At 40.4% G+C, this 23,127-nt stretch carries 22 protein-coding genes; 18 read left to right on the forward strand and 4 right to left on the reverse strand.

Annotation, left to right across the window (positions count from 1 at the left end; translation table 11 throughout):
• Positions 1 to 48 precede the first annotated feature (48 nt).
• Positions 49 to 1,611, reverse strand: coding sequence for a glutamine-hydrolyzing GMP synthase (guaA, locus tag IGJ04_RS09415; RefSeq protein WP_002356158.1), 1,563 nt, complete (start codon positions 1,609 to 1,611; stop codon positions 49 to 51).
• 311 nt (positions 1,612 to 1,922) lie between these two features.
• The gene (gene coaA, locus IGJ04_RS09420) at positions 1,923 to 2,846 is read right to left on the reverse strand and encodes a type I pantothenate kinase (protein ID WP_002361524.1); all 924 of its coding nucleotides are present in this window, start codon (positions 2,844 to 2,846) and stop codon (positions 1,923 to 1,925) included.
• Between the two features lie 154 nt (positions 2,847 to 3,000).
• Between coaA and IGJ04_RS09425 the strand changes: the two genes are divergently transcribed.
• Together IGJ04_RS09425 and IGJ04_RS09430 are read left to right on the forward strand one after the other, a co-directional pair.
• Positions 3,001 to 3,588: an SGNH/GDSL hydrolase family protein gene (locus IGJ04_RS09425; protein WP_002356161.1), complete on the forward strand. Its 588-nt coding sequence runs from the start codon at positions 3,001 to 3,003 to the stop codon at positions 3,586 to 3,588.
• Positions 3,589 to 3,602: 14 nt separating this feature from the next.
• Positions 3,603 to 4,211 (forward strand): class I SAM-dependent methyltransferase, encoded by a 609-nt coding sequence (locus IGJ04_RS09430; protein ID WP_002356162.1) that lies wholly within the window; start codon positions 3,603 to 3,605, stop codon positions 4,209 to 4,211.
• A 32-nt stretch (positions 4,212 to 4,243) separates the two neighbouring features.
• Here the strand turns inward: IGJ04_RS09430 and add are convergent, their stop codons facing one another.
• Positions 4,244 to 5,275, reverse strand: coding sequence for an adenosine deaminase (gene add / locus IGJ04_RS09435; protein ID WP_002356163.1), 1,032 nt, complete (start codon positions 5,273 to 5,275; stop codon positions 4,244 to 4,246).
• A gap of 141 nt (positions 5,276 to 5,416) precedes the next feature.
• On the opposite strand from add, the gene IGJ04_RS09440 reads away from it, so the two are divergent.
• The 13 genes from IGJ04_RS09440 (at position 5,417) to deoD (ending at position 19,047) form a co-directional block, all read left to right on the forward strand.
• Positions 5,417 to 6,424: a substrate-binding domain-containing protein gene (locus tag IGJ04_RS09440; RefSeq protein WP_002356164.1), complete on the forward strand. Its 1,008-nt coding sequence runs from the start codon at positions 5,417 to 5,419 to the stop codon at positions 6,422 to 6,424.
• Between the two features lie 140 nt (positions 6,425 to 6,564).
• Entirely contained in the window at positions 6,565 to 7,866 is a 1,302-nt protein-coding gene (locus tag IGJ04_RS09445) for a pyrimidine-nucleoside phosphorylase (RefSeq protein WP_438840166.1), read from the forward strand.
• Positions 7,867 to 7,893: 27 nt separating this feature from the next.
• Entirely contained in the window at positions 7,894 to 8,556 is a 663-nt protein-coding gene (gene deoC / locus IGJ04_RS09450) for a deoxyribose-phosphate aldolase (protein ID WP_010707972.1), read from the forward strand.
• Positions 8,525 to 9,034, forward strand: coding sequence for a cytidine deaminase (locus IGJ04_RS09455; protein WP_167591371.1), 510 nt, complete (start codon positions 8,525 to 8,527; stop codon positions 9,032 to 9,034). Before deoC ends, IGJ04_RS09455 begins: the two co-directional genes overlap by 32 nt.
• A 50-nt stretch (positions 9,035 to 9,084) precedes the next feature.
• Positions 9,085 to 10,158, forward strand: coding sequence for a BMP family lipoprotein (locus IGJ04_RS09460; RefSeq protein ID WP_142963959.1), 1,074 nt, complete (start codon positions 9,085 to 9,087; stop codon positions 10,156 to 10,158).
• A 53-nt stretch (positions 10,159 to 10,211) separates the two neighbouring features.
• On the forward strand, positions 10,212 to 11,297 hold the full coding sequence (locus IGJ04_RS09465; protein ID WP_002356169.1) for a BMP family lipoprotein: 1,086 nt from the start codon (positions 10,212 to 10,214) through the stop codon (positions 11,295 to 11,297).
• Between the two features lie 205 nt (positions 11,298 to 11,502).
• Positions 11,503 to 13,071, forward strand: coding sequence for an ABC transporter ATP-binding protein (locus IGJ04_RS09470; RefSeq protein WP_002381361.1), 1,569 nt, complete (start codon positions 11,503 to 11,505; stop codon positions 13,069 to 13,071).
• Entirely contained in the window at positions 13,064 to 14,197 is a 1,134-nt protein-coding gene (locus tag IGJ04_RS09475) for an ABC transporter permease (protein WP_002356171.1), read from the forward strand. The genes IGJ04_RS09470 and IGJ04_RS09475 overlap by 8 nt, the downstream gene beginning before the upstream one ends.
• Positions 14,197 to 15,150, forward strand: a complete 954-nt coding sequence (locus IGJ04_RS09480) for an ABC transporter permease (RefSeq protein ID WP_002356172.1) — start codon at positions 14,197 to 14,199, stop codon at positions 15,148 to 15,150. The genes IGJ04_RS09475 and IGJ04_RS09480 overlap by 1 nt, the downstream gene beginning before the upstream one ends.
• Before the next feature lie 275 nt (positions 15,151 to 15,425).
• Positions 15,426 to 16,019, forward strand: a complete 594-nt coding sequence (locus IGJ04_RS09485; RefSeq protein WP_002367631.1) for a TMEM175 family protein — start codon at positions 15,426 to 15,428, stop codon at positions 16,017 to 16,019.
• Positions 16,020 to 16,320: 301 nt separating this feature from the next.
• Positions 16,321 to 17,487: a phosphopentomutase gene (gene deoB / locus IGJ04_RS09490; protein WP_002373817.1), complete on the forward strand. Its 1,167-nt coding sequence runs from the start codon at positions 16,321 to 16,323 to the stop codon at positions 17,485 to 17,487.
• 16 nt (positions 17,488 to 17,503) lie between these two features.
• A complete protein-coding gene (locus IGJ04_RS09495; RefSeq protein WP_002356180.1) occupies positions 17,504 to 18,322 on the forward strand; it encodes a purine-nucleoside phosphorylase in 819 nt (272 codons plus the stop codon).
• Between the two features lie 17 nt (positions 18,323 to 18,339).
• The gene (gene deoD / locus IGJ04_RS09500) at positions 18,340 to 19,047 is read left to right on the forward strand and encodes a purine-nucleoside phosphorylase (RefSeq protein ID WP_002359338.1); all 708 of its coding nucleotides are present in this window, start codon (positions 18,340 to 18,342) and stop codon (positions 19,045 to 19,047) included.
• A 41-nt stretch (positions 19,048 to 19,088) separates the two neighbouring features.
• Here deoD and IGJ04_RS09505 read toward each other — a convergent pair whose 3' ends face one another.
• Positions 19,089 to 20,027: an iron-hydroxamate ABC transporter substrate-binding protein gene (locus IGJ04_RS09505; protein WP_002373819.1), complete on the reverse strand. Its 939-nt coding sequence runs from the start codon at positions 20,025 to 20,027 to the stop codon at positions 19,089 to 19,091.
• 229 nt (positions 20,028 to 20,256) lie between these two features.
• Here IGJ04_RS09505 and IGJ04_RS09510 point away from each other — a divergent pair, with 229 nt between their 5' ends.
• Genes IGJ04_RS09510 through IGJ04_RS09520 form a run of 3 tightly spaced genes read left to right on the forward strand, consistent with a single transcriptional unit; the run spans position 20,257 to position 23,071 of the window.
• Entirely contained in the window at positions 20,257 to 21,063 is an 807-nt protein-coding gene (locus tag IGJ04_RS09510; RefSeq protein ID WP_002373821.1) for an ABC transporter ATP-binding protein, read from the forward strand.
• Positions 21,060 to 22,070, forward strand: a complete 1,011-nt coding sequence (locus IGJ04_RS09515) for a FecCD family ABC transporter permease (RefSeq protein ID WP_002373822.1) — start codon at positions 21,060 to 21,062, stop codon at positions 22,068 to 22,070. Before IGJ04_RS09510 ends, IGJ04_RS09515 begins: the two co-directional genes overlap by 4 nt.
• The gene (locus IGJ04_RS09520; protein WP_002373824.1) at positions 22,067 to 23,071 is read left to right on the forward strand and encodes a FecCD family ABC transporter permease; all 1,005 of its coding nucleotides are present in this window, start codon (positions 22,067 to 22,069) and stop codon (positions 23,069 to 23,071) included. The genes IGJ04_RS09515 and IGJ04_RS09520 overlap by 4 nt, the downstream gene beginning before the upstream one ends.
• Positions 23,072 to 23,127 lie beyond the last annotated feature (56 nt).

Raw genomic sequence — 23,127 nt, forward strand, 5'->3', positions numbered from 1 at the left:
AAGAAATGCGGTAAAATAGGCTTTCTCAACTCAAATTTAGTTAGCTCTTTATTCCCACTCCACAGTTGCAGGTGGTTTTGAAGTAATATCGTACACGATACGGTTTACATGTGCGACTTCGTTCACGATGCGCACAGAGATTTTTTGTAAAACATCCCAAGGGATACGGGCAAAGTCAGCGGTCATGCCGTCGATAGAAGTCACAGCACGGATACCGACTGTGTAATCGTAGGTACGGCCATCGCCCATAACGCCTACTGAGCGGATGCCAGGTAAGACAGTAAAGTACTGCCAAATGTCACGATCTAAGCCAGCTGCTGCGATTTCTTCACGTAGGATAGCATCTGAATCACGAACGATTTGTAATTTATCTTCTGTAATTTCACCAAGCACACGAATACCTAATCCTGGTCCTGGGAATGGTTGGCGCCAAACGATTGCATCAGGCATGCCAAGTTCAGTTCCTAAGGCACGAACTTCGTCTTTGAATAATGTATTTAAAGGTTCAATTAATTCAAATTGCATGTCTTCAGGAAGACCACCAACGTTGTGATGTGATTTAATTGTTTGCGCAGTTTCTGTACCAGATTCGATGACGTCTGTGTAAAGAGTTCCTTGTGCTAGGAATGAAACGCCTTCTTCCCCAGCAAGTTTAGTTGCTTCGTCATCAAAAACATACACAAATTCGTTACCGATGATTTTACGTTTTTGTTCAGGGTCAGAAACGCCTGCTAATTTGCTTAAGAAGCGTTCTTTCGCATCTACTTTAATAATGTTTAAGCCAAATTTACCGCCTAAACTTTCCATTACTTGCTCTGCTTCACCTTTACGTAATAATCCATGGTCAACGAAGATACAAGTTAATTGGTCGCCAATGGCTTTTTGTAAAAGCACGCCGACAACACTTGAGTCAACGCCACCTGATAAACCAAGTAAGACTTTTTTATCGCCTACTTGTTCACGGATTTTAGCGACTTCCATATCGATGAAGTTTTCCATGCTCCAGTCACCAGTACAGCCACACACATCAAAAGCAAAGTGACGTAATAAGTCGTTACCATATTCTGAATGACGAACTTCTGGGTGAAATTGTACGCCGTAGAATTTGCGGTTGGCATCTTCGATAGAAGCGATTGGACAATCATTGCTTGTCCCAACTTTTTCGAATCCAGGAGCGATTTCTGTTACTAAATCACCGTGGCTCATCCAAACGGTTTGTTTCGCAGGTGTTCCTTGGAATAATGTCGCATCACCAAGGATTTCTAATTCTGCTTTTCCGTATTCACGGTTTGCGGCAGGTTCTACTTTTCCGCCTAAGTTATGAGTCATTAATTGCATACCGTAGCAGATGCCAAGAATGGGAATTCCTAACTCATAAATTTCTGGATCAATGCTAAAAGCATCTTTGTCATACACGCTGTTTGGTCCACCTGAGAAGATGATTCCTTTAGGCGCGATTTTGCGAATTTCTTCTGCCGTAGTTCGGTGGCTTAATAACTCAGAGAATACGCCAAATTCACGAATACGACGAGTAATCAATTGGTTAAACTGACTACCAAAGTCTAAAACAATAATTTTTTCGACAGATGTCAAATCGGCAACGTTAGTCACGTCTATTACCCCTTATCCATTTAAATTTATCTAAAGAAAAGGCGGTTAAAAAGTGGTCAGCACCAAGAATTAAGAGAGGATTTTCAAAAATTGTTTTACGATTTTTAGAAAATTTTGGCTTAATTCCGCAGGGGCTACTTTTAAACAGCCGAAAATCAGGCGGTTAAAAAGTGGTTCACTTTTGTTCCGTACTCTTCTTTGTCTAGCTATACTTATTAAAACATTTTACTCCTTGAAAGTCATGCATTCTGCTGAAAATTTTCAAGGATATTTCTACAAAAGATACAGGATATTTCTTAGCTCGTCAACCCTTAATATTTACGTAGATAGATTTGGTCAATCAAATGATTTTCCGTTTTATGCAAAATAATGTCCGCACGTCCGCGCGTTGGCAAGATATATTCCTCCAAGTTCGGCAAGTTCACGGTTTTCCAAACATTCCGTGCCATGGCGAAAGCATCTTCTCGTTTGCCAATTGCATATTGGTAATAATAATTATTAGGATCTAAGAAAGCCGTATCTAATAAGGCCCCAAAACGTTCTAGGTACCATTTTTCAATTAAGGCTGGATCGGCATCCACAAAAATAGAAAAATCAAAAAAATCACTCACATAAATTTGTTGATTGGCGGGCAACTGTAATGTGTTAATGCCTTCAACAATCAAAATATCTGGTTGTTGAATCAACTCATATTCGCCTTCGATAACATCGTAGACACTGTGAGAATAGACGGGTGCTTTAATTTCGTCTTTGCCGCTTTTGACTTCGTTTAAGAAATTAATTAGCTTTTCCATGTCATAACTTTCAGGAAACCCTTTTCGGTCCATCATTCCCTGTTCTTCTAACACTTTATTGGGATACAAAAATCCATCCGTTGTAATGAGTTGAACGTTTCTTCGTTTAAACGTTCGGGCCAGAATTCTTTGCAAAAGACGAGCGGTGGTGCTTTTACCAACGGCGACACTGCCGGCAATTCCAATGATGAATGGTGGTACAGAGACATATTCATGTAGGAATAATCCTTTGCTAAGTGTTAGCGATTCAAATTCTTTCATGTACAAATGAATAAGATGCGTTAAGGGTACATAAATTTCTTGTACATCTTTTAGTGAAATTTGGTCGTTCACACTTTTAATGTTATCCAATTCTGCTTCGGTTAACGGTGCTTTGCCGTCATGATAAAACCCATGCCATTCTTCTCTGGAAATTGGGTAGTAATTCATTTTATCGTCCATTGTTCCTCCACCAAACCCTGTTCAATCTTTGTACATTTTACCATAATTTCACAAGGGAAACACAGGATTTTACAAAAGAATTCCCTTCTTCGCCAATTTATGATGAAAATGGTATCATGAAAAGAGAAAACTGTTAGAAAAGAGGGGAAAAGCCATGAGAAAAATTGTATTATTTGGTGATAGCATTACTGCTGGTTATTTAGACGAAGCCGTCTCACCTGTTCTTGTTGACTTAGTGAAACGGGATATTGCTGCGATGGGTCTAGAAGAAGTGGCTGTTATTAATGCTGGAATGCCTGGCGATACAACAGAGGATGGTTTAAAACGATTAAATAAAGAAGTACTAATTGAGAAACCTGATGAAGTGGTGATTTTCTTTGGCGCCAATGATGCGTCACTGGATCGAAATATAACAGTAGCCACGTTTAGAGAAAACCTTGAAACAATGATTCACGAAATTGGTTCAGAAAAGGTGATTTTAATTACACCACCATATGCGGATAGTGGCAGACGTCCAGAACGTCCACAAACGCGTATCAAGGAATTGGTCAAGGTTGCACAAGAAGTCGGAGCGGCACATAACTTGCCAGTTATTGATTTGTATAAAGCGATGACTGTTTATCCTGGAACGGATGAATTTTTACAAGCAGATGGTTTGCATTTTTCACAAGTAGGCTATGAATTATTAGGTGCCTTGATTGTTCGAGAAATAAAGGGTAGACTAAAACCAAAACAAGCATAGATAGGAAGAACAAAATGGCGAATCATTATTATACAGAAAATCCAGAATTAGCACATGATTTAGAAAGCTGGTCTTTTCCATTACGTGGTCGGACCTTTCAGTTTACGACCGATAGCGGGGTCTTCTCAAGAGGAACAGTGGATTATGGTTCTCGTGTGTTGATTGATGCCTTTGAATGGGAAAATTTACCAGCAGGCCGTTTGTTAGATGTTGGTTGTGGCTATGGACCAATTGGGTTGTCCTTAGCAGCGGCGACTGGTCGACTGGTGGAAATGGTGGATGTCAACCAACGGGCAGTTGGGCTAGCTCAAATGAACGCCCAACGCAACCAAATTACTACTGTGGATATCCATTCTTCCAATGTGTATGAAACCTTAAACGAAACGACCTACGCGGCGATTGTTAGCAATCCGCCCATTCGTGCAGGCAAAAAAGTTGTCCATGGCATTTTAACAGGGGCTTTTCCGTTGTTGAAAGTTGGTGGCACACTAACGGTGGTTATTCAAAAGAAACAAGGTGCACCTAGTGCAGAAAAGAAAATGGCTGAAGTATTTGGCAATGTTGAAATTGTGACAAAAGACAAAGGCTATTATATTTTACGAAGTGTTAAAGAAGCAGAGTAAAAAAGAACCGCCACTTTAGTGGCGGTTCTTTTTTAGAATAGATACGCTTGATCAATTTTTTGGTTCAACAGTTTTTTTTCGTCTGGCGATAAAAAAGCACCTGCAAGCGCATTTTTAGTGAGTTGCTTCATTTCGTCATAACTTAATTGATACCAAGTGGCCAATTTCATGAATTCTTTCGTTAACGTAGTATCTGAAACAGTGCGATTATCGGTATTGATGCAGACGGCTAAGCCAGCCTCTATAAATTGTTGAAAAGGGTATTCAGCCAATGTTTTGACGGTGCCTGTTTGGAAGTTGCTAGTTGGACACATTTCTAAAAGAACCTTTTTTTCTTTTAAGAGCGCCAAGTATTCGGGTGTATCTTTCAAAGCAATACCGTGGCCAATCCGAGTAGCACCTAAAGTGACAGCATCAGCGACATTTTTGCCACAGCCGCATTCCCCAGCGTGGAGTGTTAATGGAATTGACAATTGGTTGGCTAAAGCTAATACGTCTTCAAATGTGTATGGAGGGAAATCGACTTCATTGCCAGCTAAATCAAAGCCGACAACGCCTGTCTCTCTGAAATCATGCGCTAAGTGAACGATTTTTTCTATGGCTTGTTGTTGATCATGCCGCATGCCGCATAACAGTGCATTGCTTTTTACACCAAAATCTTCTTCGCCTTGTTTTAAGCCAGTTAAAACAGCAGTCACGATTTCAGGTAACCGTAAGCCTTTTTCTGTATGTTGGGAAGGCGCAAAACGCACCTCTATGTATGCCACGCCATCTTCGGCAGCTTGGCTAATCACGTCATACGCCGCTGCTTGCAAAGCTTCAGCTGTTTGTAGACAGGTGAGCACGAAGTCAAACCGAGTTAAATAATCATTCAAATCGGTGCATTTTTCAGGGGCAACCACTAACTCTTTCAAGGCTTGTTCGTCTTGGGGTAATGGAATGTTTTGTTTTTCAGCAATGGTGCGTAAAGTGGTTGGTCGAATCGACCCATCTAAGTGACAGTGCAGCTCGATTTTTGGTAATTGACGGACACGGGATTCTTCCATGAAAAAAATAGCCTCCATTTTCTTTTGTTTTTTAATCTTTTTAGTCTATTTCTTTTGTCTTTTTTTTGTTAAAATGTAAAAGATTCGATAAGTATTTTGAAGACTGTAACATGTCTACAAATGTCTGTCAATGCAAAAGGAGACGTTGGGAGGGGCGCGATGAAACTAACGATTAAAGAAATTGCTGATATGGCTGGTGTTTCTGTCACAACCGTCTCACAAATTCTGAATAATAAAGGGAGTCGTTTCAGTGAAAAAACCCGTAACAAGGTGTTGGCGGTAGTCGCTGAAAATCATTACAAGCCAGATTACTTTGCTTCGAATGTAATCAACCGTCATTCCAAAACCATTGGTATGATTGTGCCAGATGTGACGGATTTCTTTTTCTCAAAAGTGATTGAAGGTGTGGAAACATATTTAAATTCGTTAGGCTACATGATTTTGTTATGCAATTCAAAGCATGATTCCGAACAAGCGATGCAATATGTTAGCGAGCTGATTCATCGGTCGGTAGATGGCATTATTTTTGCCACGCCGAATGTTTTGCCAGAAAATCATATTTTAAAAGACCGACGAGAACATCCGATTCCTGTCATTCTTGTCGATCGTGGGATTAATCCACGAGATAGTGGACGATTAATCGTTAAAGAGTACGAAGGTGCTTATCAAGCGGTCCATCATTTGATTCAACAAGGGCATCAGCATATTGGCATGTTGCGTGAAAGTGCCGGCTATTATCGTTTAACGGAACGAGTGACGGCGTATCAGCATGCGTTACAGGACAACAATTTACCTTTTCGTCCGCATTATGTTTGTGCTGGGGAATTGAACTTGCATGGCGGCTATGCTGCGGCAAAAGAAGTTTTGAAAAATGAAGAAATCACAGCAATTTTTTGTGGCAATGATGAAATGGCGATGGGAGCTTATCAAGCCATTGAAGAAGCGGGCAAGAAAATTCCTGACGATATTTCGGTGGTTGGTTTTGATGGCTTGGAAATTTCCGAATATTTGGTGCCGAGTTTAACAACCGTCTATCAGCCGAGTTTTGATATTGGCTATTATGCAGCAAAATTTTTGGTGGAAGCTATTGCAGATCCAACAGGGAAAGTTCCAAATAAAGTTTTTGATGCAACGTTTATTGCTAGAAAAAGCACAAAACCGATTTAAAAAACAGCTTAGAAATAGAATGTTCGTGTTGTTTGCGTTTTCACAAGAAAAAAATAATAGTAAACTGGTTTACTAAATGGTTTAAAGCTGAACGATTTTGTTGTATAATACATTATCGGGAAATCGGAGGGAACGAATTCATGAGAATGGTAGACATTATTGAAAAGAAACGTGACGGGCATCAACTAACAAGCGAAGAAATTCAATTTATTATCAACGGATACACAGATGGTTCAATTCCAGATTATCAGGTAAGTGCCTTTTTAATGGCTGTTTTTTACCAAGATATGACAGACGAAGAAATTACACAAATGACGTTAGCAATGGTCCATTCAGGCGAAATTGTGGATCTTTCTTCTATAGAAGGAATCAAAGTCGACAAGCATTCTACAGGTGGCGTAGGCGACACTACGACGCTTATTTTAGCGCCATTAGTTGCTAGTGTCGGGGTCAATGTAGCAAAAATGTCTGGTCGTGGCTTAGGCTACACGGGCGGTACGTTGGATAAATTAGAAGCGATTCCTGGTTTTAAAGTTGAATTGACAGAAGAACGTTTTATTCAATTGGTGAACGATACAAAAGTGGCAGTAATTGGTCAGTCAGGTGATCTAGCACCAGCAGACAAAAAACTTTATGCGTTACGTGATGTGACCGCCACTGTTGACTCAATTCCATTAATTGCAAGTTCCATTATCAGTAAAAAAATTGCCGCAGGGGCAGATGCGATTGTCTTAGACGTGACTACTGGTGAAGGGGCCTTTATGAAAGACCTAGCAAGTGCTCGTCGATTAGCGGAAACAATGGTTCGCATTGGGAAACTGGCAAATCGCCAAACGATGGCAGTGATTTCAGACATGTCACAACCTTTAGGGGAGGCCATCGGAAACAGTTTAGAAATCGTTGAAGCAATCGAGACCTTGCAAGGAAATGGGCCAGAAGATTTAGTGGAGATGTGCTATGTCTTAGGAAGTCAGATGGTCGTTTTAGCTAAAAAAGCCGAGACGTTAGACGAAGCACGGGCTTTATTAGAAGAAGCATTAACAAGCGGTCGAGCACTCGCAAAATTTAAAGAAATGATTGAAAATCAAGGCGGCGACAGTTCCGTTGTTGACCAGCCAGAAAAATTATTAACCGCAACTTATCAATTTGATTTACCTGCCAAAGAAACAGGCGTGGTACAAAAAATCGTTGCCAATGAAATTGGTGTTGCCGCAATGTTGCTGGGCGCTGGTCGTGCTACGAAAGAAGATACGATTGATTTTGCAGTTGGCTTGAAACTTCACAAAAAAGTAGGGAGCCCAGTTGAAAAAGGCGAATCATTACTAACTATTTATGCCAATCGTGAAGACGTGACAGAAGTCGAACAATTGCTTTATAAAAACATTGAAATTGGACCAACCGGCGAAGAGCCTATTTTGATTCACGATATTATTACGGAATAAAACAATAAGAAAAGAGGAATTCTCATCATGGAATTAAACCGCATGATTGACCACACTATTTTGAAACCAGAAGCGACAGAAGCCGCTGTCCAAAAAATTATTGACGAAGCTAAGGAGTACAACTTTTTCTCTGTATGTATCAATCCTTGTTGGGTCGCTTTTGCTAGCGAGCAATTGGCAAATACCGACGTCGCTGTGTGTACCGTTATTGGCTTTCCTTTGGGGGCGAATACACCAGAAGTTAAAGCATACGAAGCAGCTGATGCGATTAAAAATGGTGCGAATGAAGTGGATATGGTGATTAATATTGGTGCATTAAAATCACAACAATACGATTACGTACGTCAAGACATTCAAGGCGTAGTAGATGCAGCCAAAGGAAAAGCGTTAGTCAAAGTGATTATTGAAACAGCATTATTAACAGACGAAGAAAAAGTTAAAGCTTGTGAATTAGCCAAAGAAGCAGGTGCCGATTTCGTTAAAACATCTACTGGCTTCTCAACAGGCGGCGCTAAAGTAGCAGACATTCGTTTAATGCGTGAGACAGTTGGTCCTGACATGGGCGTTAAGGCTTCTGGTGGCGTGCATAATGCAGAAGAAGCGCTAGCAATGATTGAAGCGGGGGCAACACGTATCGGTGCAAGTACGGGTGTAGCAATTGTTTCTGGCGCAACTGGCGAAGGGTATTAATTCGTATTTCAAATTAAACGAAGGTGTGGCGAAAAAGATGACAGTAAAACAAGAATGGCTTGATTGTGCCGTAGAAGCATTGGCACACGCCTATGTACCGTATTCTAACTTTCCTGTGGGCGCTTGCTTAGTGACTGCAGACGGGAAAATGTATCAAGGAGTCAACATTGAAAATGCCTCCTTTGGTTTAACAAATTGTGCAGAAAGAACGGCGATTTTTAAAGCCATTTCAGAAGATGAACGGACCTTCCAACATTTAGTTGTAGCAGGTAATACAGAGGCACCCATTTCTCCATGTGGCGCTTGTCGTCAAGTAATGGCTGAATTCTTTGATCCACAAATGCCAGTCACGCTAGTTGGTAAAGATGGCGCGACTAAAACAATGACAGTTGAGGCATTATTGCCCTATTCATTTACAGATAAAGATTTTAAAAAAAAGGACATAAGGTTTCGTTGGGCTCAAAGTAGATTTCAATAGCATAAATGCGAATGAAATAATAGATAAAATAGTAGGGGGCTTTTCGGAAAGTGAAACAAGCAAAATTTTTAGGTCTAGGATTGGCAGCAGTTGCCTTAACCATTGGGTTAGCTGCATGTGGTGGCAATAGCAAAAAGAACGCCAACACAAAAGGTGATCCACAACATAGTGTCGTAATGGTCACAGATACAGCCGGCATTGATGACAAATCTTTTAACCAATCTGCGTGGGAAGGAATGCAAGAGTGGGGCAAAGAGCACAAACTTCCAGAAGGACCTCAAGGGTATGCGTATATTCAATCAAATGAAGCATCTGATTATACATCAAACATTGACCAAGCCATTTCAAGTCAATTTAAAACGATTTTTGGCATTGGGTATTTACTAAAAAATGCAGTAGTAGATGCAGCGGACGCCAACCCAGAAACGAATTTCGTTCTAATCGACGATACAGTTAATGGGAAAAACAACATCGCTTCTGCAACATTTAGAGATAATGAATCTGCGTATTTAGCAGGTGTGGCAGCAGCTAACACTACGAAAACCAACAAAGTAGGATTTATCGGCGGGGTTGAAGGACCTGTTATTGGCCGTTTCCAAGCTGGTTTTGAAAAAGGTGTAGCAGATGCTGGCAAAAAATTAGGAAAAGATATTCAAATTACGTCTACTTATGCAGGGACATTTGCAGACGCTTCAAAAGGACGGGCCTTAGCTTCTTCTATGTATCAAGCAGGTGCCGACATTATTTATCACGCAGCGGCGACTACAGGACAAGGAATCTTCCAAGAAGCCAAAGCGCTAAATGAAACAGGTTCAAAAGATAAAGTTTGGGTGATTGGTGTTGACCGTGACCAAAACGAAGACGGTAAATATACAACCAAAGATGGCAAGGATGATAACTTAACCTTAGCTTCAACCATTAAAGGGGTAAATATTGCTGTGAAAAAAATCTCTGATCTTGCATTAGAAGATAAATTCCCTGGCGGCGAACATTTAACTTATGGATTGAAAGATGGCGGTGTTGATTTAACAACAGAAGCCCTAAGCGATCAAGCCAAAACGGCAGTTAAAGAAGCCAAAGAACAAATCATCTCTGGTGACGTAAAAGTCCCAGACCAACCTTAGAAACAACTTAGTTGTTTAAATACATTAAACTATTTTTAGGAGGCTTTACAGAAATGAAAAAAGCAAAATTATTCGGTTTTAGTTTGATTGCATTAGGTTTATCAGTTTCACTTGCAGCATGTGGTGGTGGCAAAGGCAAAACCGCTGAAAGCGGCGGCGGCAAAGGGGATGCAGCGCATAGTGCTGTAATCATTACAGATACAGGCGGCGTGGATGACAAGTCGTTCAACCAATCTTCTTGGGAAGGATTGCAAGCTTGGGGTAAAGAACATGATTTACCAGAAGGTTCAAAAGGGTATGCATATATTCAATCGAATGATGCAGCTGACTATACAACAAATATTGACCAAGCGGTATCAAGTAAATTCAACACAATCTTTGGTATTGGCTACTTGCTAAAAGATGCAATTTCTTCTGCAGCAGATGCCAACCCTGATACAAACTTTGTTTTAATCGATGATCAAATCGATGGCAAAAAGAATGTCGTTTCTGCAACATTTAGAGATAATGAAGCAGCTTACTTAGCCGGTGTTGCTGCTGCAAACGAAACAAAAACGAACAAAGTCGGTTTTGTTGGTGGTGAAGAAGGGGTCGTAATTGACCGTTTCCAAGCTGGTTTTGAAAAAGGTGTGGCTGATGCTGCGAAAGAATTAGGTAAAGAAATTACTGTTGATACAAAATATGCGGCTTCATTTGCTGATCCTGCCAAAGGGAAAGCTTTAGCTGCTGCAATGTACCAAAACGGCGTTGATATCATCTTCCATGCTTCTGGTGCGACTGGACAAGGGGTCTTCCAAGAAGCAAAAGACTTGAATGAATCAGGTTCTGGCGACAAAGTTTGGGTAATCGGTGTTGACCGCGATCAAGATGCTGATGGCAAGTACAAAACAAAAGACGGCAAAGAAGACAACTTCACGTTAACTTCAACGCTTAAAGGTGTCGGCACAGCGGTTCAAGATATTGCCAACCGTGCGTTAGAAGACAAATTCCCTGGTGGCGAACATTTAGTTTATGGATTAAAAGATGGTGGCGTTGACTTAACAGACGGCTATTTAAACGACAAAACAAAAGAAGCTGTTAAAACAGCAAAAGATAAAGTAATCTCAGGTGACGTAAAAGTCCCAGAAAAACCAGAATAATTTAAGCTCCTAAATGAAAAAAGAAGGGCTCATTATTGTTCCTTCTAAAAATAAAGTGGTCCTTGGCAGCGACGGCTGCCAAGGAAACCCTTTATGATGTTTGGATTTTTAACTAAATAGTTGAGGTTCTTCAACTACTTAGTTAAGGGTCAAAATTACCCTCTAAAGTATTGCCAATATAATTTTGTTAGGAAGTGAATAGACCTTGTCTCAAGAAGAAAACGTAATTGAGATGCGTAAAATCACCAAAGAATTTGGGACGTTCAAAGCCAACGACCAAATTGATTTACAAGTAAAACCTGGTGAAATCCACGCACTGCTAGGTGAAAATGGTGCAGGCAAGTCGACCTTGATGAATATCTTATCAGGGCTATTGGAACCGACCTCAGGTGAGATTTATATGAATGGCGAAAAAGTCAACATTACAAGTCCTACTGCAGCCAATCGTTTAGGAATCGGAATGGTCCATCAGCATTTTATGTTAGTTGAAGCCTTTACTGTGACTGAAAATATTATCTTAGGTAGTGAACCTACCCATGGCGGTATTTTAGACCGGAAAAAAGCGAAAAAAGAGATTGAAGAAGTGTCTAAGCAATACGGGTTGGATGTAAATCCCAATGCCTATATTCGCGATATTTCTGTAGGTATGCAACAACGGGTTGAAATTTTAAAGACCTTATATCGTGGTGCGAACGTTTTAATTTTTGACGAACCAACCGCAGTATTAACGCCACAAGAAATTGATGAATTAATGATTATTTTGAAAGAACTAACCGATGAAGGCAAATCGATCATTTTAATTACACATAAGTTAGATGAAATTAAAAAAGTAGCAGACCGTTGTACGGTCATTCGCCGGGGGCAAAGTATTGGCACCGTCAATGTGAAAGATGTTTCTTCGCAACAGTTAGCCGATATGATGGTGGGTCGTTCTGTTTCTTTCAAAACAGAGAAAAAACCAGCGCAACCGAAAGAAACAATTTTATCAATTAAAGATTTAGTAGTGAAAGAAAGCCGCGGCTTAGATGCAGTGAAAAATCTTAGCTTAGATGTCCGAGCAGGGGAAGTTGTTGGGATTGCGGGGATTGACGGCAATGGACAAACAGAATTAATCCAAGCCTTAGCAGGATTAACCAAAGTCGAAAACGGGTCCATTCATTTGAATGAAAAAGAGATTACTAATCGCAAACCTCGGGAAATTACGGAAATGGGTGTCGCCCACGTTCCTGAAGACCGACATAAATATGGTTTGGTATTAGAGATGACATTGGCTGAAAATATTGGCCTACAAACGTATTACCAAAAACCATACAGTTCAACAGGTATTTTAAACTATCGAATGATTAACAAACACGCCCGTGAATTAATTGAAGAATATGATGTACGGACTCCTAATGAACTAGTACCAGCTCGGGCGCTTTCAGGTGGGAATCAGCAAAAAGCAATTATTGCCCGAGAAGTTGACCGCGATCCAGATTTGTTGATTGTTTCTCAACCAACACGCGGTTTAGATGTCGGAGCTATTGAATACATTCATCGTCGACTAATTGAACAAAGAGATAAAAATAAAGCTGTTTTATTAGTAAGTTTTGAATTAGATGAAATTTTAAACGTTTCTGATCGTATCGCTGTTATTCATGCGGGGGAAATTGTCGGAATTGTTGATCCGAAAGAAACGACAGAAAATGAATTGGGCTTGTTAATGGCTGGCTACTCATTGGAAGAAGCCCGTGCTGAGTTATCAAAAGTAGAGGCAGGTGAAACTGTTGAATAATCGTTCTGAAAAAATAAGAAATATTTTAGTCCCTGTGTTATCTGTTATTATGGGTTTCCTCTTAGGGGCAATTATTATGGTTATCTTTGGCTATGACCCAGTGGCTGGGTATCAAGCGATGTTTGAAACAGCTTTCCAAGGAAAGAAAAGTATTGGTGAGATTTTTGTCACCGCAGCACCGTTGATTTTTACCGCTTTAGGATTCTCGGTGGCTAATTCGGCTGGATTCTTTAATATCGGGCTTTCAGGACAAGCCTTATGTGGTTGGGTGGCTAGTATTTGGGTCGCTTTATCCATGCCTGATGCACCCCGGATGATTGCGTTGCCGGTGGCGATTATTGTTGGCGCGGTTGCAGGAGCTTTAGCAGCAGCCATTCCAGGTTTCTTGCGTGCCTATTTTGGGACGAGTGAAGTTATTGTTACGATTATGTTGAATTATATTTTATTGTACACAGGAAATCATATTGCTAATAATGTCATGAAACCAAGTATTATGGCGAATAAAGGGATTACCAAAATGATTGGTGCGAATGCATCATTACGCTCACCGTTTTTAACAAGTATCAGTGATGGCTCTCGTTTGAACATCGGCATTTTCTTGGCCTTCATTTTCCTTATTCTTGTGTGGTTCTTGATGAAAAAAACAACGCTTGGTTTTGAAATTCGGTCGGTGGGGTTAAACCCATTTGCTTCTGAATATGCTGGAATGAGCAGCAAGCGAACGATTATTTTATCCATGATGATTTCAGGAACGCTGGCTGGTTTAGGTGGTGCGGTCCAAGGATTGGGGACTTTCCAAAACTTCTTTATTCAAAACACATCGTTGAGCATTGGGTTCGATGGTATGGCCGTGTCTCTATTAGGAGCAGGTAGCTCAATCGGGATTTTACTTTCCGCATTACTGTTTGGAATGTTAAAACTTGGTGGACAAGGAATGCCGTTGATAGCTGGTGTACCAACCGAATTAGTTGATGTTGTTATTGCAGCAATTATTTTCTTTGTGGGAATTAGTTATTTAATTCGTTTCTTGTTAGCGAAAGCGTCTGGTAGTAAAAAAGAAGTAGCGATTGTAGAAACAATTGAAGCGGCGCCAGACAAAAACAATCAAGAGGGGGGAGACATCTAATGGATTTAGCAACAATTTCCTCAATCATCACGCAAACATTAGTGTATGCAACTCCGCTCATCTTGACAGCATTAGGCGGAACGTTCTCAGAACGAAGTGGTGTGGTTAACGTTGGTTTGGAAGGTATTATGGTAATGGGCGCTTTCAGTTCGGTCGTTTTTAACTTGACGTTTGCTGATACATTTGGCGCGGCGACACCATGGATTGCTTGTTTAGTAGGAGGCGTTGTCGGGATTGTCTTTTCTCTCTTACATGCCGTTGCAACTATTAACTTACGAGCAGATCATATTATCAGTGGTACTGTCATTAACTTGATGGCACCGGCGCTAGGGGTTTTCCTAGTAAAAGTTATTTATCAAAAAGGACAAACAGATATGATTACACAATCATTTGGTTATTTTTCTTTCCCAGGATTGTCAAAAATTCCAGTGATTGGTGAACTATTCTTTGCAAAAACCTCTTTGCCAGCTTTCGTAGCAATTTTGATTGCGATTTTAGCTTGGTTTGTCATTTATAAAACACGTTTTGGCTTACGGTTACGTTCTGTGGGGGAACATCCACAAGCGGCAGATACATTGGGAATTAATGTCTACTTAATGCGTTATTCTGGTGTCTTACTATCCGGCTTCTTAGGCGGTATGGGCGGAGCTGTCTTTGCTCAAAGTATTGCGGGTCGTTTTGGGATTACCACAATTGCAGGACAAGGGTTTATTTCAATGGCCGCAATGATCTTTGGTAAATGGAATCCACTTGGGGCAATGGGCGCAGCCTTATTCTTTGGCTTTGCGCAAAACTTAAGTATTGCTGGGGAAAACCTACCAATTATTTCAGAAATTCCAAAAGTTTATCTACAAGCAGCACCATACGTATTAACCATTTTAGTCCTAGTTGTGTTCTTCGGAAAATCATCGGGACCAAAAGCGAACGGGAAAAATTACGTCAAAACGAAATAAGAAAAGAAATAGGCCCTCCGTCAAAGCGACGGGGGGCCATTTCTTTTCTTAGGATAATCAGTTGAACACAAGCGGCATTAGGCACTGCCTCACTGTAAAAAAGCGAGTTGATAAAGGTAACTTTTCTTTTTTCTTTTAGCTGTTCTTTACAATTCGAAGGAAGTGTCGAAATTTTGAAAAAAACCAAACAGGTCTAGCAGATTTTTTTCAAAAATCGTTGGTTTTTCTGCTATACTTTTGTTTGTAGTAAGCATAGGAAAAGTGGAGGACGTTCAATGAATAAAACACGTGTAGAAGCATTTAGTGATGCAGTCATTGCCATCATCATGACCATCATGATTTTAGAAATTAAAACTCCTCAAGTGGGTGTTTTGGCAGGTTTGATAGAAAATATCCCATATTTTTTATCGTTTATTGTCAGTTTTATTTTTATCTGTATCGCATGGTACAATCATCATTACATAATGTCCGTAACTCATTGGTTTTCTAAAAAAGCGTTTTGGGCAAATAATTTTTGGTTATTCTCCATGGCCTTCATTCCGGTAGCAACTGCTTGGGTGAGTGAATTTTGGTGGATGCGGGCACCTGTTTATTTTTATCTTGTTGTGTATACGGTTTGGGATTTTGCCTACTTCTTGCTAACAAGGATCATTTATGAAGACAATGTAGTGAAAGATCCACAAGGTGCAGCTAAGTTAAGAAAATCGAAATCTTATAGTAAGGCAACAAAAATCATTCATCTTTGTCTTTTCGCAATCGGATATATCGGCATTTATTTTTATCCGCCCATTGGCATTGGTGTGATTTTATCAGAAGCGGTTATCTGGTATTTAAATGTGCCAAAAGAGGGAGACCGCTTGGAGTGTTAAAAGTTTCGATTGTATAAAGAGTCGTGTTCTTTTTAAAGAGCAGGCTATTCGAAAAAAACAATAAAAAAGTTTCCTAATTACGGTGGGAGACTTTTTTTCTTTCCGTTTTTAAGCCCTGCTAAAATCGAAGGAATCATTGAAAATTTTAATGCTCTTTCAGGCAATAATAGCGGATTCATGGTATAATTGAAGAGCTGAGAATAAATAGATTATTCTGTTTGATTCTCGAGACTATTTAAAAGGCTAGCGTAAAATAATTGTCATTCTTGACGTATTTACGACCTTAGAGGAGGAAGCAAGTGTGTTTAAACGTGTTCATTTAATCGTACTAGATTCAGTCGGTATTGGTGAAGCACCAGATGCTGAAAAATTTGGAGATGTCGGCAGTGATACACTAGGTCATATTGCCAAAGAAGCGGGACTAACCATTCCTCATTTAGAAAAACTTGGATTGGGAACTATTGCTCCTTTAACAGGTGTCAAAGCAGTGGCAGACCACGATGGCTATGCCACCAAATTAGAAGAAATTTCTGTTGGAAAAGATACTATGACCGGTCACTGGGAAATTATGGGCTTGAACATCAAAAAACCTTTTCGAGTATTCCCAAACGGCTTTCCTGAAGAATTACTGAAACAAATTGAAGATTTTTCTGGGCGAAAAGTTGTTTGTAACAAACCATATAGCGGGACAGCAGTCATTGATGATTACGGCGAACATCAAATGAAAACAGGGGATTTAATCGTTTATACTTCAGCGGACCCTGTTTTACAAATTGCGGCGCATGAAGACATTATTCCATTAGAAGAATTGTATAAAATTTGTCAATATGTTCGTGACATTACGAAAGACGAACCTTATATGATTGGTCGGATTATCGCTCGCCCGTATGTTGGTGAACCAGGTAATTTCACTCGAACCAGTAACCGTCATGACTATGCTTTAGATCCTTTTGGCCATACTGTTTTAGATTCGTTGAAAGAAAACGGCAATGATGTGATCGCTGTTGGGAAAATTAACGACATCTTTAATGGACAAGGAATTACTGAAGCTATCCGCACGAAGAGCAATATGGATGGGGTGGATCAATTATTAACGGTCATGAAGAAAGATTTCACAGGTTTAAGTTTTACTAACTTAGTGGATTTCGATGCGCTGTATGGCCACCGTCGTGATGTGAAGGGCTATGCAAAAGCCATCGAAGATTTTGATGGTCGTTTGCCAGAGATTATGGCAGCTATGGCCGAAGATGATTTGCTTTTAATTACAGCAGATCACGGGAATGACCCAACTTTCCCAGGAACAGACCACACACGTGAATATGTACCTTTATTGGCTTATAGTAAAAAAATGACAAAACAAGGCAGCTTGCCACAAGGATTTTATTCAGATATTTCAGCAACGATTGCTGAAAACTTTGAAGTTCCTGCAACGGAAAACGGTCAAAGCTTTTTAAATCAATTACAATAATTCGAGGAGGCAACACATGACAACGTTAACGAACCATTTAAACGAAACAACTGAGTTTTTGAAAGAAAAAGGGGTGCAACAAGCAGACTTCGGTCTAATCTTAGGTTCTGGGTTAGGTGAATTAGCTAATGAAATAACCGATGCGATTGCTATTCCTTTCTCTGAAATTCCCCATTTTTCTGTTTCAACAGTCGTTGGACATGCTGGACAATTAGTTTACGGAACGCTTTCTGGAAAAAAAGTTTTGGCGATGCAAGGACGTTTTCATTATTATGAAGGACATTCGATGCAAACGGTCACTTATCCCGTTCGTGTGATGGCTGCTTTAGGCATTCATTCAATGATTGTAACCAACGCAGCTGGTGGCGTAAATGAAACATATACACCGGGGAATTTGATGTTAATCAATGACCACATTAATTTTACAGGCGATAATCCGTTAATTGGTGAAAATGATGAAGAAATCGGGCCGCGTTTTCCAGATATGAGTCATGCTTACACGCAAGAATATCGGGAAGTGGCAAAAAAAGTGGCTGCGGAACAAAATATTGATTTAAAAGAAGGCGTGTATATGGGCTTTTCTGGCCCGACATATGAAACGCCTGCAGAAATTCGGATGTCACGGACGATGGGTGCAGATGCAGTTGGCATGTCAACTGTTTCGGAGGTCATTGTAGCTGTGCATAGTGGCATGAAAGTACTAGGCATCTCTTGTATTACGAATTTAGCAGCTGGTATGCAAAGTAGTTTAAATCATGCAGAAGTAGTTGAAACAACTGAACGCGTTAAAGGACAATTCAAAGAGTTAGTGAAAGCAACACTAGCAGCTTTATAAAAAAGGAGTAAACCAGAATGAGTGTGCATATCGAAGCAAAACCAGGTGAAATTGCCGATAAAATTTTACTACCAGGGGATCCCCTCCGAGCAAAATATATTGCGGAAACTTTTTTAGAGAATCCTGTCTGCTATAATCAAGTTCGTGGGATGTTAGGTTACACAGGAACGTATAAGGGACAGCGTGTTTCGGTTCAAGGGACAGGGATGGGGATGCCTTCAGCAGGTATTTATGCCCATGAGTTAATTAACTCTTACGATGTGAAGAAGTTAATTCGTGTTGGTACGTGTGGTTCTATTTCAGAAAAAGTCAACGTTCGTGAATTAGTTATCGCACAAGCAGCAGCGACGCCTTCTTCCGCGATTCGCAATGATTTTCCTAAATATGATTTTCCACAAATTGCGAGCTTTGATCTTTTACTCAAATCTTACGAAATTGCTAAAGCAAAAGGCTTTACTACCCATGTTGGTAACGTATTGTCAGATGATGTTTTTTACAAAGATAGCTTAGATGATGTCTTTCGTTTAGGTCGATACGGGGTATTAGCGATTGAAATGGAAGCGGCAATGTTATATTATTTAGCAGCAAAATTTGATGTAGAAGCATTGGCGATTATGACGGTGAGTGATAGCTTGGTGACAGGCGAAGAAACAACGGCAGAAGAACGCCAAACGACGTTTAATGAAATGATTGAAGTTGGTTTAGAAACGGCAATTGCTAATTAAAAAAATGCTTGGATGATTATTTTCATCCAAGCATTTTTTTTTTAATTTAAGAGCGCTTTTTTTACATCTTCAACAATTTGAGTATTCGCAATAGGTCCGTTGTATAACCAACTACTTTTTTTATCATAGGTATGAACTTGGTTATTTTTCACAGCAGGTAAGTTCTTCCAAATTGCTTCTTGGAAAAGAGGTGCTGATTCATCGCTGTTTACAAGGAAAATGTGGTCTGCGTCAAGCTCAGCTAATTTTTCTAAAGAAACTTGATTCCAATCCGCAGTAGCATTTTTAGAAATTTCTTCCACTAATTTTGGAACTTGGAGGCCTAAGTCCTGATAGAGCACGGTTCCGCTTGAGCGATTATCGCTAACCATAAAGACTTGGTTGTTGGTTACCCATAAGACTGCCGCAGATTTGCCAGCATCTTTTTTGCCAAGGTCTTCTTGGACGCCTTTGGTTAAGGTATCATAATCTTCTAACACTTTTTTCGCTTGTTCTTTTTTATCTAAAACAGTGGCAATATCTTCCAATTGATCACGCCAGGTGACATTTTCGCCGTTTTTGACTACATAAGTTGGCGCAATTTTACTGTATTCTTTGTATTTACCGCCTTCAACTAGAGCAGATGAACTGATTAATAATAAGTCAGGTTCAAATTTTAGAACCGCTTCATATGGCAAGTCATAGGAAATAGTGGGGATATCTTTCAATTCTTTCGCTAAATAATCTTGAATGCTGCCTTGTCCAACTGTCCATTGTGCCACTGGTTTTTCTCCTAGTGCAACTAGATAATCTTCTAAATAGCTCGCAATAATCCGTTTGGGTTTCGCGGGGACGGTTACTTTATTGCCTAAGGTATCTGTTACTTCATGTGTTTTGTCAGCGTTATTGGCTTCTTTATTCGTATTACCACAAGCTCCGAGTAAGAATGAACCAAGAAGAAGGGTGGTACCAATTAGGACCGTCTTTTTTAAAAGTTTCATTGTGTAACTCCTTTATTTTTAGTTGATAACGATTCTCATTATCAATTAAAAACGACCGTTTGTCAATCATCGCTTGTTTTTTTGAGCAAATAAGTTGCATTTTTAGATAATTCGTTTTTTTGATTGGAAGAAACATTGCTTTTTAAGGAAGGGTCTTTTATAATCAAGGAACAATGAGTGAGAACGATTCTCAATAAATGTAAAATAACGACAGAAAAATTAAAGAGGAATGGTTATGAATTATTTAGAGGCAGAGGACTTAACTACAGGATATGGTCGTCAAGTGATTAGTGAAGCGCTGAACTGTTCATTTGAAGCGGGAACTATTACAAGTATTATTGGACCAAATGGTTGTGGCAAATCGACCTTGTTAAAAACACTTGCGCGTATTTTGCCAGCTGAGAAAGGCAAGGTGTTCATTAAGAACCAAGAACTTCAACATTTTTCTTCAAAAGAAGTGGCGCAAGAACTAGCGATCTTATCACAAACGCCAGAAAATACAATCGATTTATCTGTTTTTGACCTCGTCTCTTTCGGGCGATATCCTTATCAATCGGGCTGGAAAAGTGTCACCAAAGAAGATCAAGAGTACATACAATGGGCATTAGAATTAACAGGCTTAACTGAGTTAGCTAGAGAGTCTGTGGCAATTTTATCAGGTGGACAACGTCAACGGGTTTGGATTGCTATGGCGCTAGTGCAGGATACAGATATTTTAATTTTAGATGAGCCGACCACCTATTTGGATCCAGCGCATCAGCTAGAAATTTTAAATGTGTTAAAACGAATTAATCAAGAACATCAAAAAACTATCGTGATGACGATTCATGATATTAATTTAGCTTCTCGTTTTTCTGATCGCGTGATTGCGATGAAAGAGGGAAAGATTATCAATGAAGGAACACCGCAAGAAGTGATTACTGTTACTGGCTTAGCAGATGTTTTCGCTATTCAAGCAGAAATTAGTTACCATAGTCAGACACAGCGGCCACTAGTGCTTTCTTATGAGTTGATGGAAATGGAGCTGGATGGATGAAAGGCATAAGCGGATTTTATAGACACCAATGGCAAGTGTTACTTGTCTGTCTTTTTTTGCTACTGGGGACAATGCTTCTGTCGCTGATGTTTGGTGCGACGTCGGTTTCGATTCAAACGATTATTGAATCATTTACGCACTTCGATGCGACCAATCAAGCGCATCAAGTCATCCAAACGGTTCGGTTGCCGCGGATTTTAGGGGCCGCTTTTGTGGGGGCAAGTTTAGCGGTGAGTGGGGCGTTAGCGCAAGGGATTACGCAAAACCCATTGGCAGATTCTGGCTTGCTGGGTATCAATGCTGGGGCTGGCTTGGGCTTAGCGCTTGTTTTTGCTTTCCTCCCTCAGGCAAGTTATTGGTGGCTTTTAGTTGTTTCTTTTCTTGGTGCCGGCGTGAGTGTGGCACTGATTTATTATCTTTCTAATCATTCAATTCGAGGAGCAAGCCCCATGCGTCTGACCTTGGTGGGGGCTGGTATTAGTGCCCTTTTTTTATCATTTAGTCAATTCTTAGCCATTCAGTTCAATTTGAGTCAAGAGTTAACGTTTTGGTTTCTTGGCGGCGTCAGCGTTATTTCTTGGGCACAATTAAAAATAGTCGTCCCGATCTTTCTGGGCGCATTTGCATTAGCAGTTCTGATTAGTCCGTCGGTGACTATTTTACGGTTTGGCGATGATGCAACAATTGGTTTGGGGCGAAATCCGCAGCGTATTCGGTTGTTTGCCAGTATAACGATTTTGCTTTTATCAGGATTGTCTGTGGCGCTGGTTGGCTCGGTCAGTTTTGTTGGTTTGGTGGTGCCTCATGTGATGCGAACAGTTTCTGGAGAAAATTACCGTCGCTTGATTCCGTTCTCGGCGTTAGGCGGTGCGCTCCTCGTTTTGGTGGCAGATTTAATCGCTCGAATGGTGAATCCGCCTTTTGAAACACCATTTGGGATTATCACGGCCTTAATTGGCATCCCATTCTTTCTTTATTTATTTCGTAAAGGAGGGCAACTAGGATGACACAGAAAAAAGTGTCCCGTTGGGTGGCTGTCTTAATAGTTGGGATTATCCTAACTGCTTGTATCAGTTTAACGCAAGGGGAATTATCTGTTTCCGTCATGGATTTAAAAGCCCTTCTTTTGGGACAGGGAAGTCAGGCCAAACAACTGTTAGTTTGGGATTTTCGGTTACCACGGATTGTGCTAGCGGTCCTTTCGGGCGCAGCTTTAGGCTTAAGCGGCGCTATTCTTCAAGGGATTACTCGGAATCCGTTAGCAGATACTGGGATTTTAGGCATTAATGCGGGTGCGGGTTTGGCAGTGATTTTGTTTATTAGTTTTATTGAAACGACAAGTATCACGACGTTTGCACTTCCGCTCGTGGCCTTAGTTGGCGGCTTGCTAGCGGCTGTTGGGATTTTAGTAATCGCGTATCATCATCGTTTAGGATTGACGCCAGTTCGAATGGTCTTAGCGGGTGTCATTTTGAGTACGGGTATTTCAGCACTCACCTTATTAATTACATCAAAAATTGACACTGAAAAGTACCGTTTTGTTACAATGTGGCAAGCAGGCAGTATCTGGGGCAGTAATTGGTTCTTTGTGGGCGCTTTGTTGCCTTGGCTAGTCATCGGGTTCTTTTTTGCGATGAAGCGTCATCGTCTGTTGGATATTTTACAATTGGGGGACGAAACAGCTATTTCTGTAGGTATTGCTGTGAAAAAAGAACGAATCGTTTCGTTGCTGTTAGCGGTGATGTTGGCGGCATCAGCGATTTCCGTTACAGGGGGAATTAATTTTTTAGGTTTACTTGCGCCACATATTGCTCGCAAATGTGGTTTTACGCAACAAAAACAGGTATTGCCATTGGCGGCGTTGTTTGGGAGTTTACTTTTATTGGTTAGTGATACGATTGGTCGGCTATTGCCTGGCAATGGAGAAATGCCTGCAGGGATTATTGTTGCGATCATCGGTGCGCCTTATTTTCTTTATTTGTTAATCAAAACAAGCGATTCGTTATAAAAAAGAATCAAAAGCTGGGTCAATTGGTCGTTGTGAAAGCAACTGTCATTTGCTCG

Source organism: Enterococcus sp. AZ050 (assembly GCF_051715085.1).
Taxonomy (GTDB): Bacteria; Bacillota; Bacilli; order Lactobacillales; family Enterococcaceae; genus Enterococcus; species Enterococcus faecalis.

Coding starts and splice junctions, on each gene's coding strand:
- IGJ04_RS09510 (WP_002373821.1), top strand. CDS start 20,257: ATGGTTATGAATTATTTAGAGGCAGAGGACTTAACTACAGGATATGGT.
- IGJ04_RS09495 (WP_002356180.1), top strand. CDS start 17,504: ATGACAACGTTAACGAACCATTTAAACGAAACAACTGAGTTTTTGAAA.
- IGJ04_RS09465 (WP_002356169.1), top strand. CDS start 10,212: ATGAAAAAAGCAAAATTATTCGGTTTTAGTTTGATTGCATTAGGTTTA.
- IGJ04_RS09445 (WP_438840166.1), top strand. CDS start 6,565: ATGAGAATGGTAGACATTATTGAAAAGAAACGTGACGGGCATCAACTA.
- IGJ04_RS09515 (WP_002373822.1), top strand. CDS start 21,060: ATGAAAGGCATAAGCGGATTTTATAGACACCAATGGCAAGTGTTACTT.
- IGJ04_RS09520 (WP_002373824.1), top strand. CDS start 22,067: ATGACACAGAAAAAAGTGTCCCGTTGGGTGGCTGTCTTAATAGTTGGG.
- add (WP_002356163.1), bottom strand. CDS start 5,275: ATGGAGGCTATTTTTTTCATGGAAGAATCCCGTGTCCGTCAATTACCA.
- IGJ04_RS09430 (WP_002356162.1), top strand. CDS start 3,603: ATGGCGAATCATTATTATACAGAAAATCCAGAATTAGCACATGATTTA.
- IGJ04_RS09505 (WP_002373819.1), bottom strand. CDS start 20,027: ATGAAACTTTTAAAAAAGACGGTCCTAATTGGTACCACCCTTCTTCTT.
- IGJ04_RS09480 (WP_002356172.1), top strand. CDS start 14,197: ATGGATTTAGCAACAATTTCCTCAATCATCACGCAAACATTAGTGTAT.
- deoC (WP_010707972.1), top strand. CDS start 7,894: ATGGAATTAAACCGCATGATTGACCACACTATTTTGAAACCAGAAGCG.
- IGJ04_RS09425 (WP_002356161.1), top strand. CDS start 3,001: ATGAGAAAAATTGTATTATTTGGTGATAGCATTACTGCTGGTTATTTA.
- coaA (WP_002361524.1), bottom strand. CDS start 2,846: ATGGACGATAAAATGAATTACTACCCAATTTCCAGAGAAGAATGGCAT.
- IGJ04_RS09485 (WP_002367631.1), top strand. CDS start 15,426: ATGAATAAAACACGTGTAGAAGCATTTAGTGATGCAGTCATTGCCATC.
- deoD (WP_002359338.1), top strand. CDS start 18,340: ATGAGTGTGCATATCGAAGCAAAACCAGGTGAAATTGCCGATAAAATT.
- IGJ04_RS09440 (WP_002356164.1), top strand. CDS start 5,417: ATGAAACTAACGATTAAAGAAATTGCTGATATGGCTGGTGTTTCTGTC.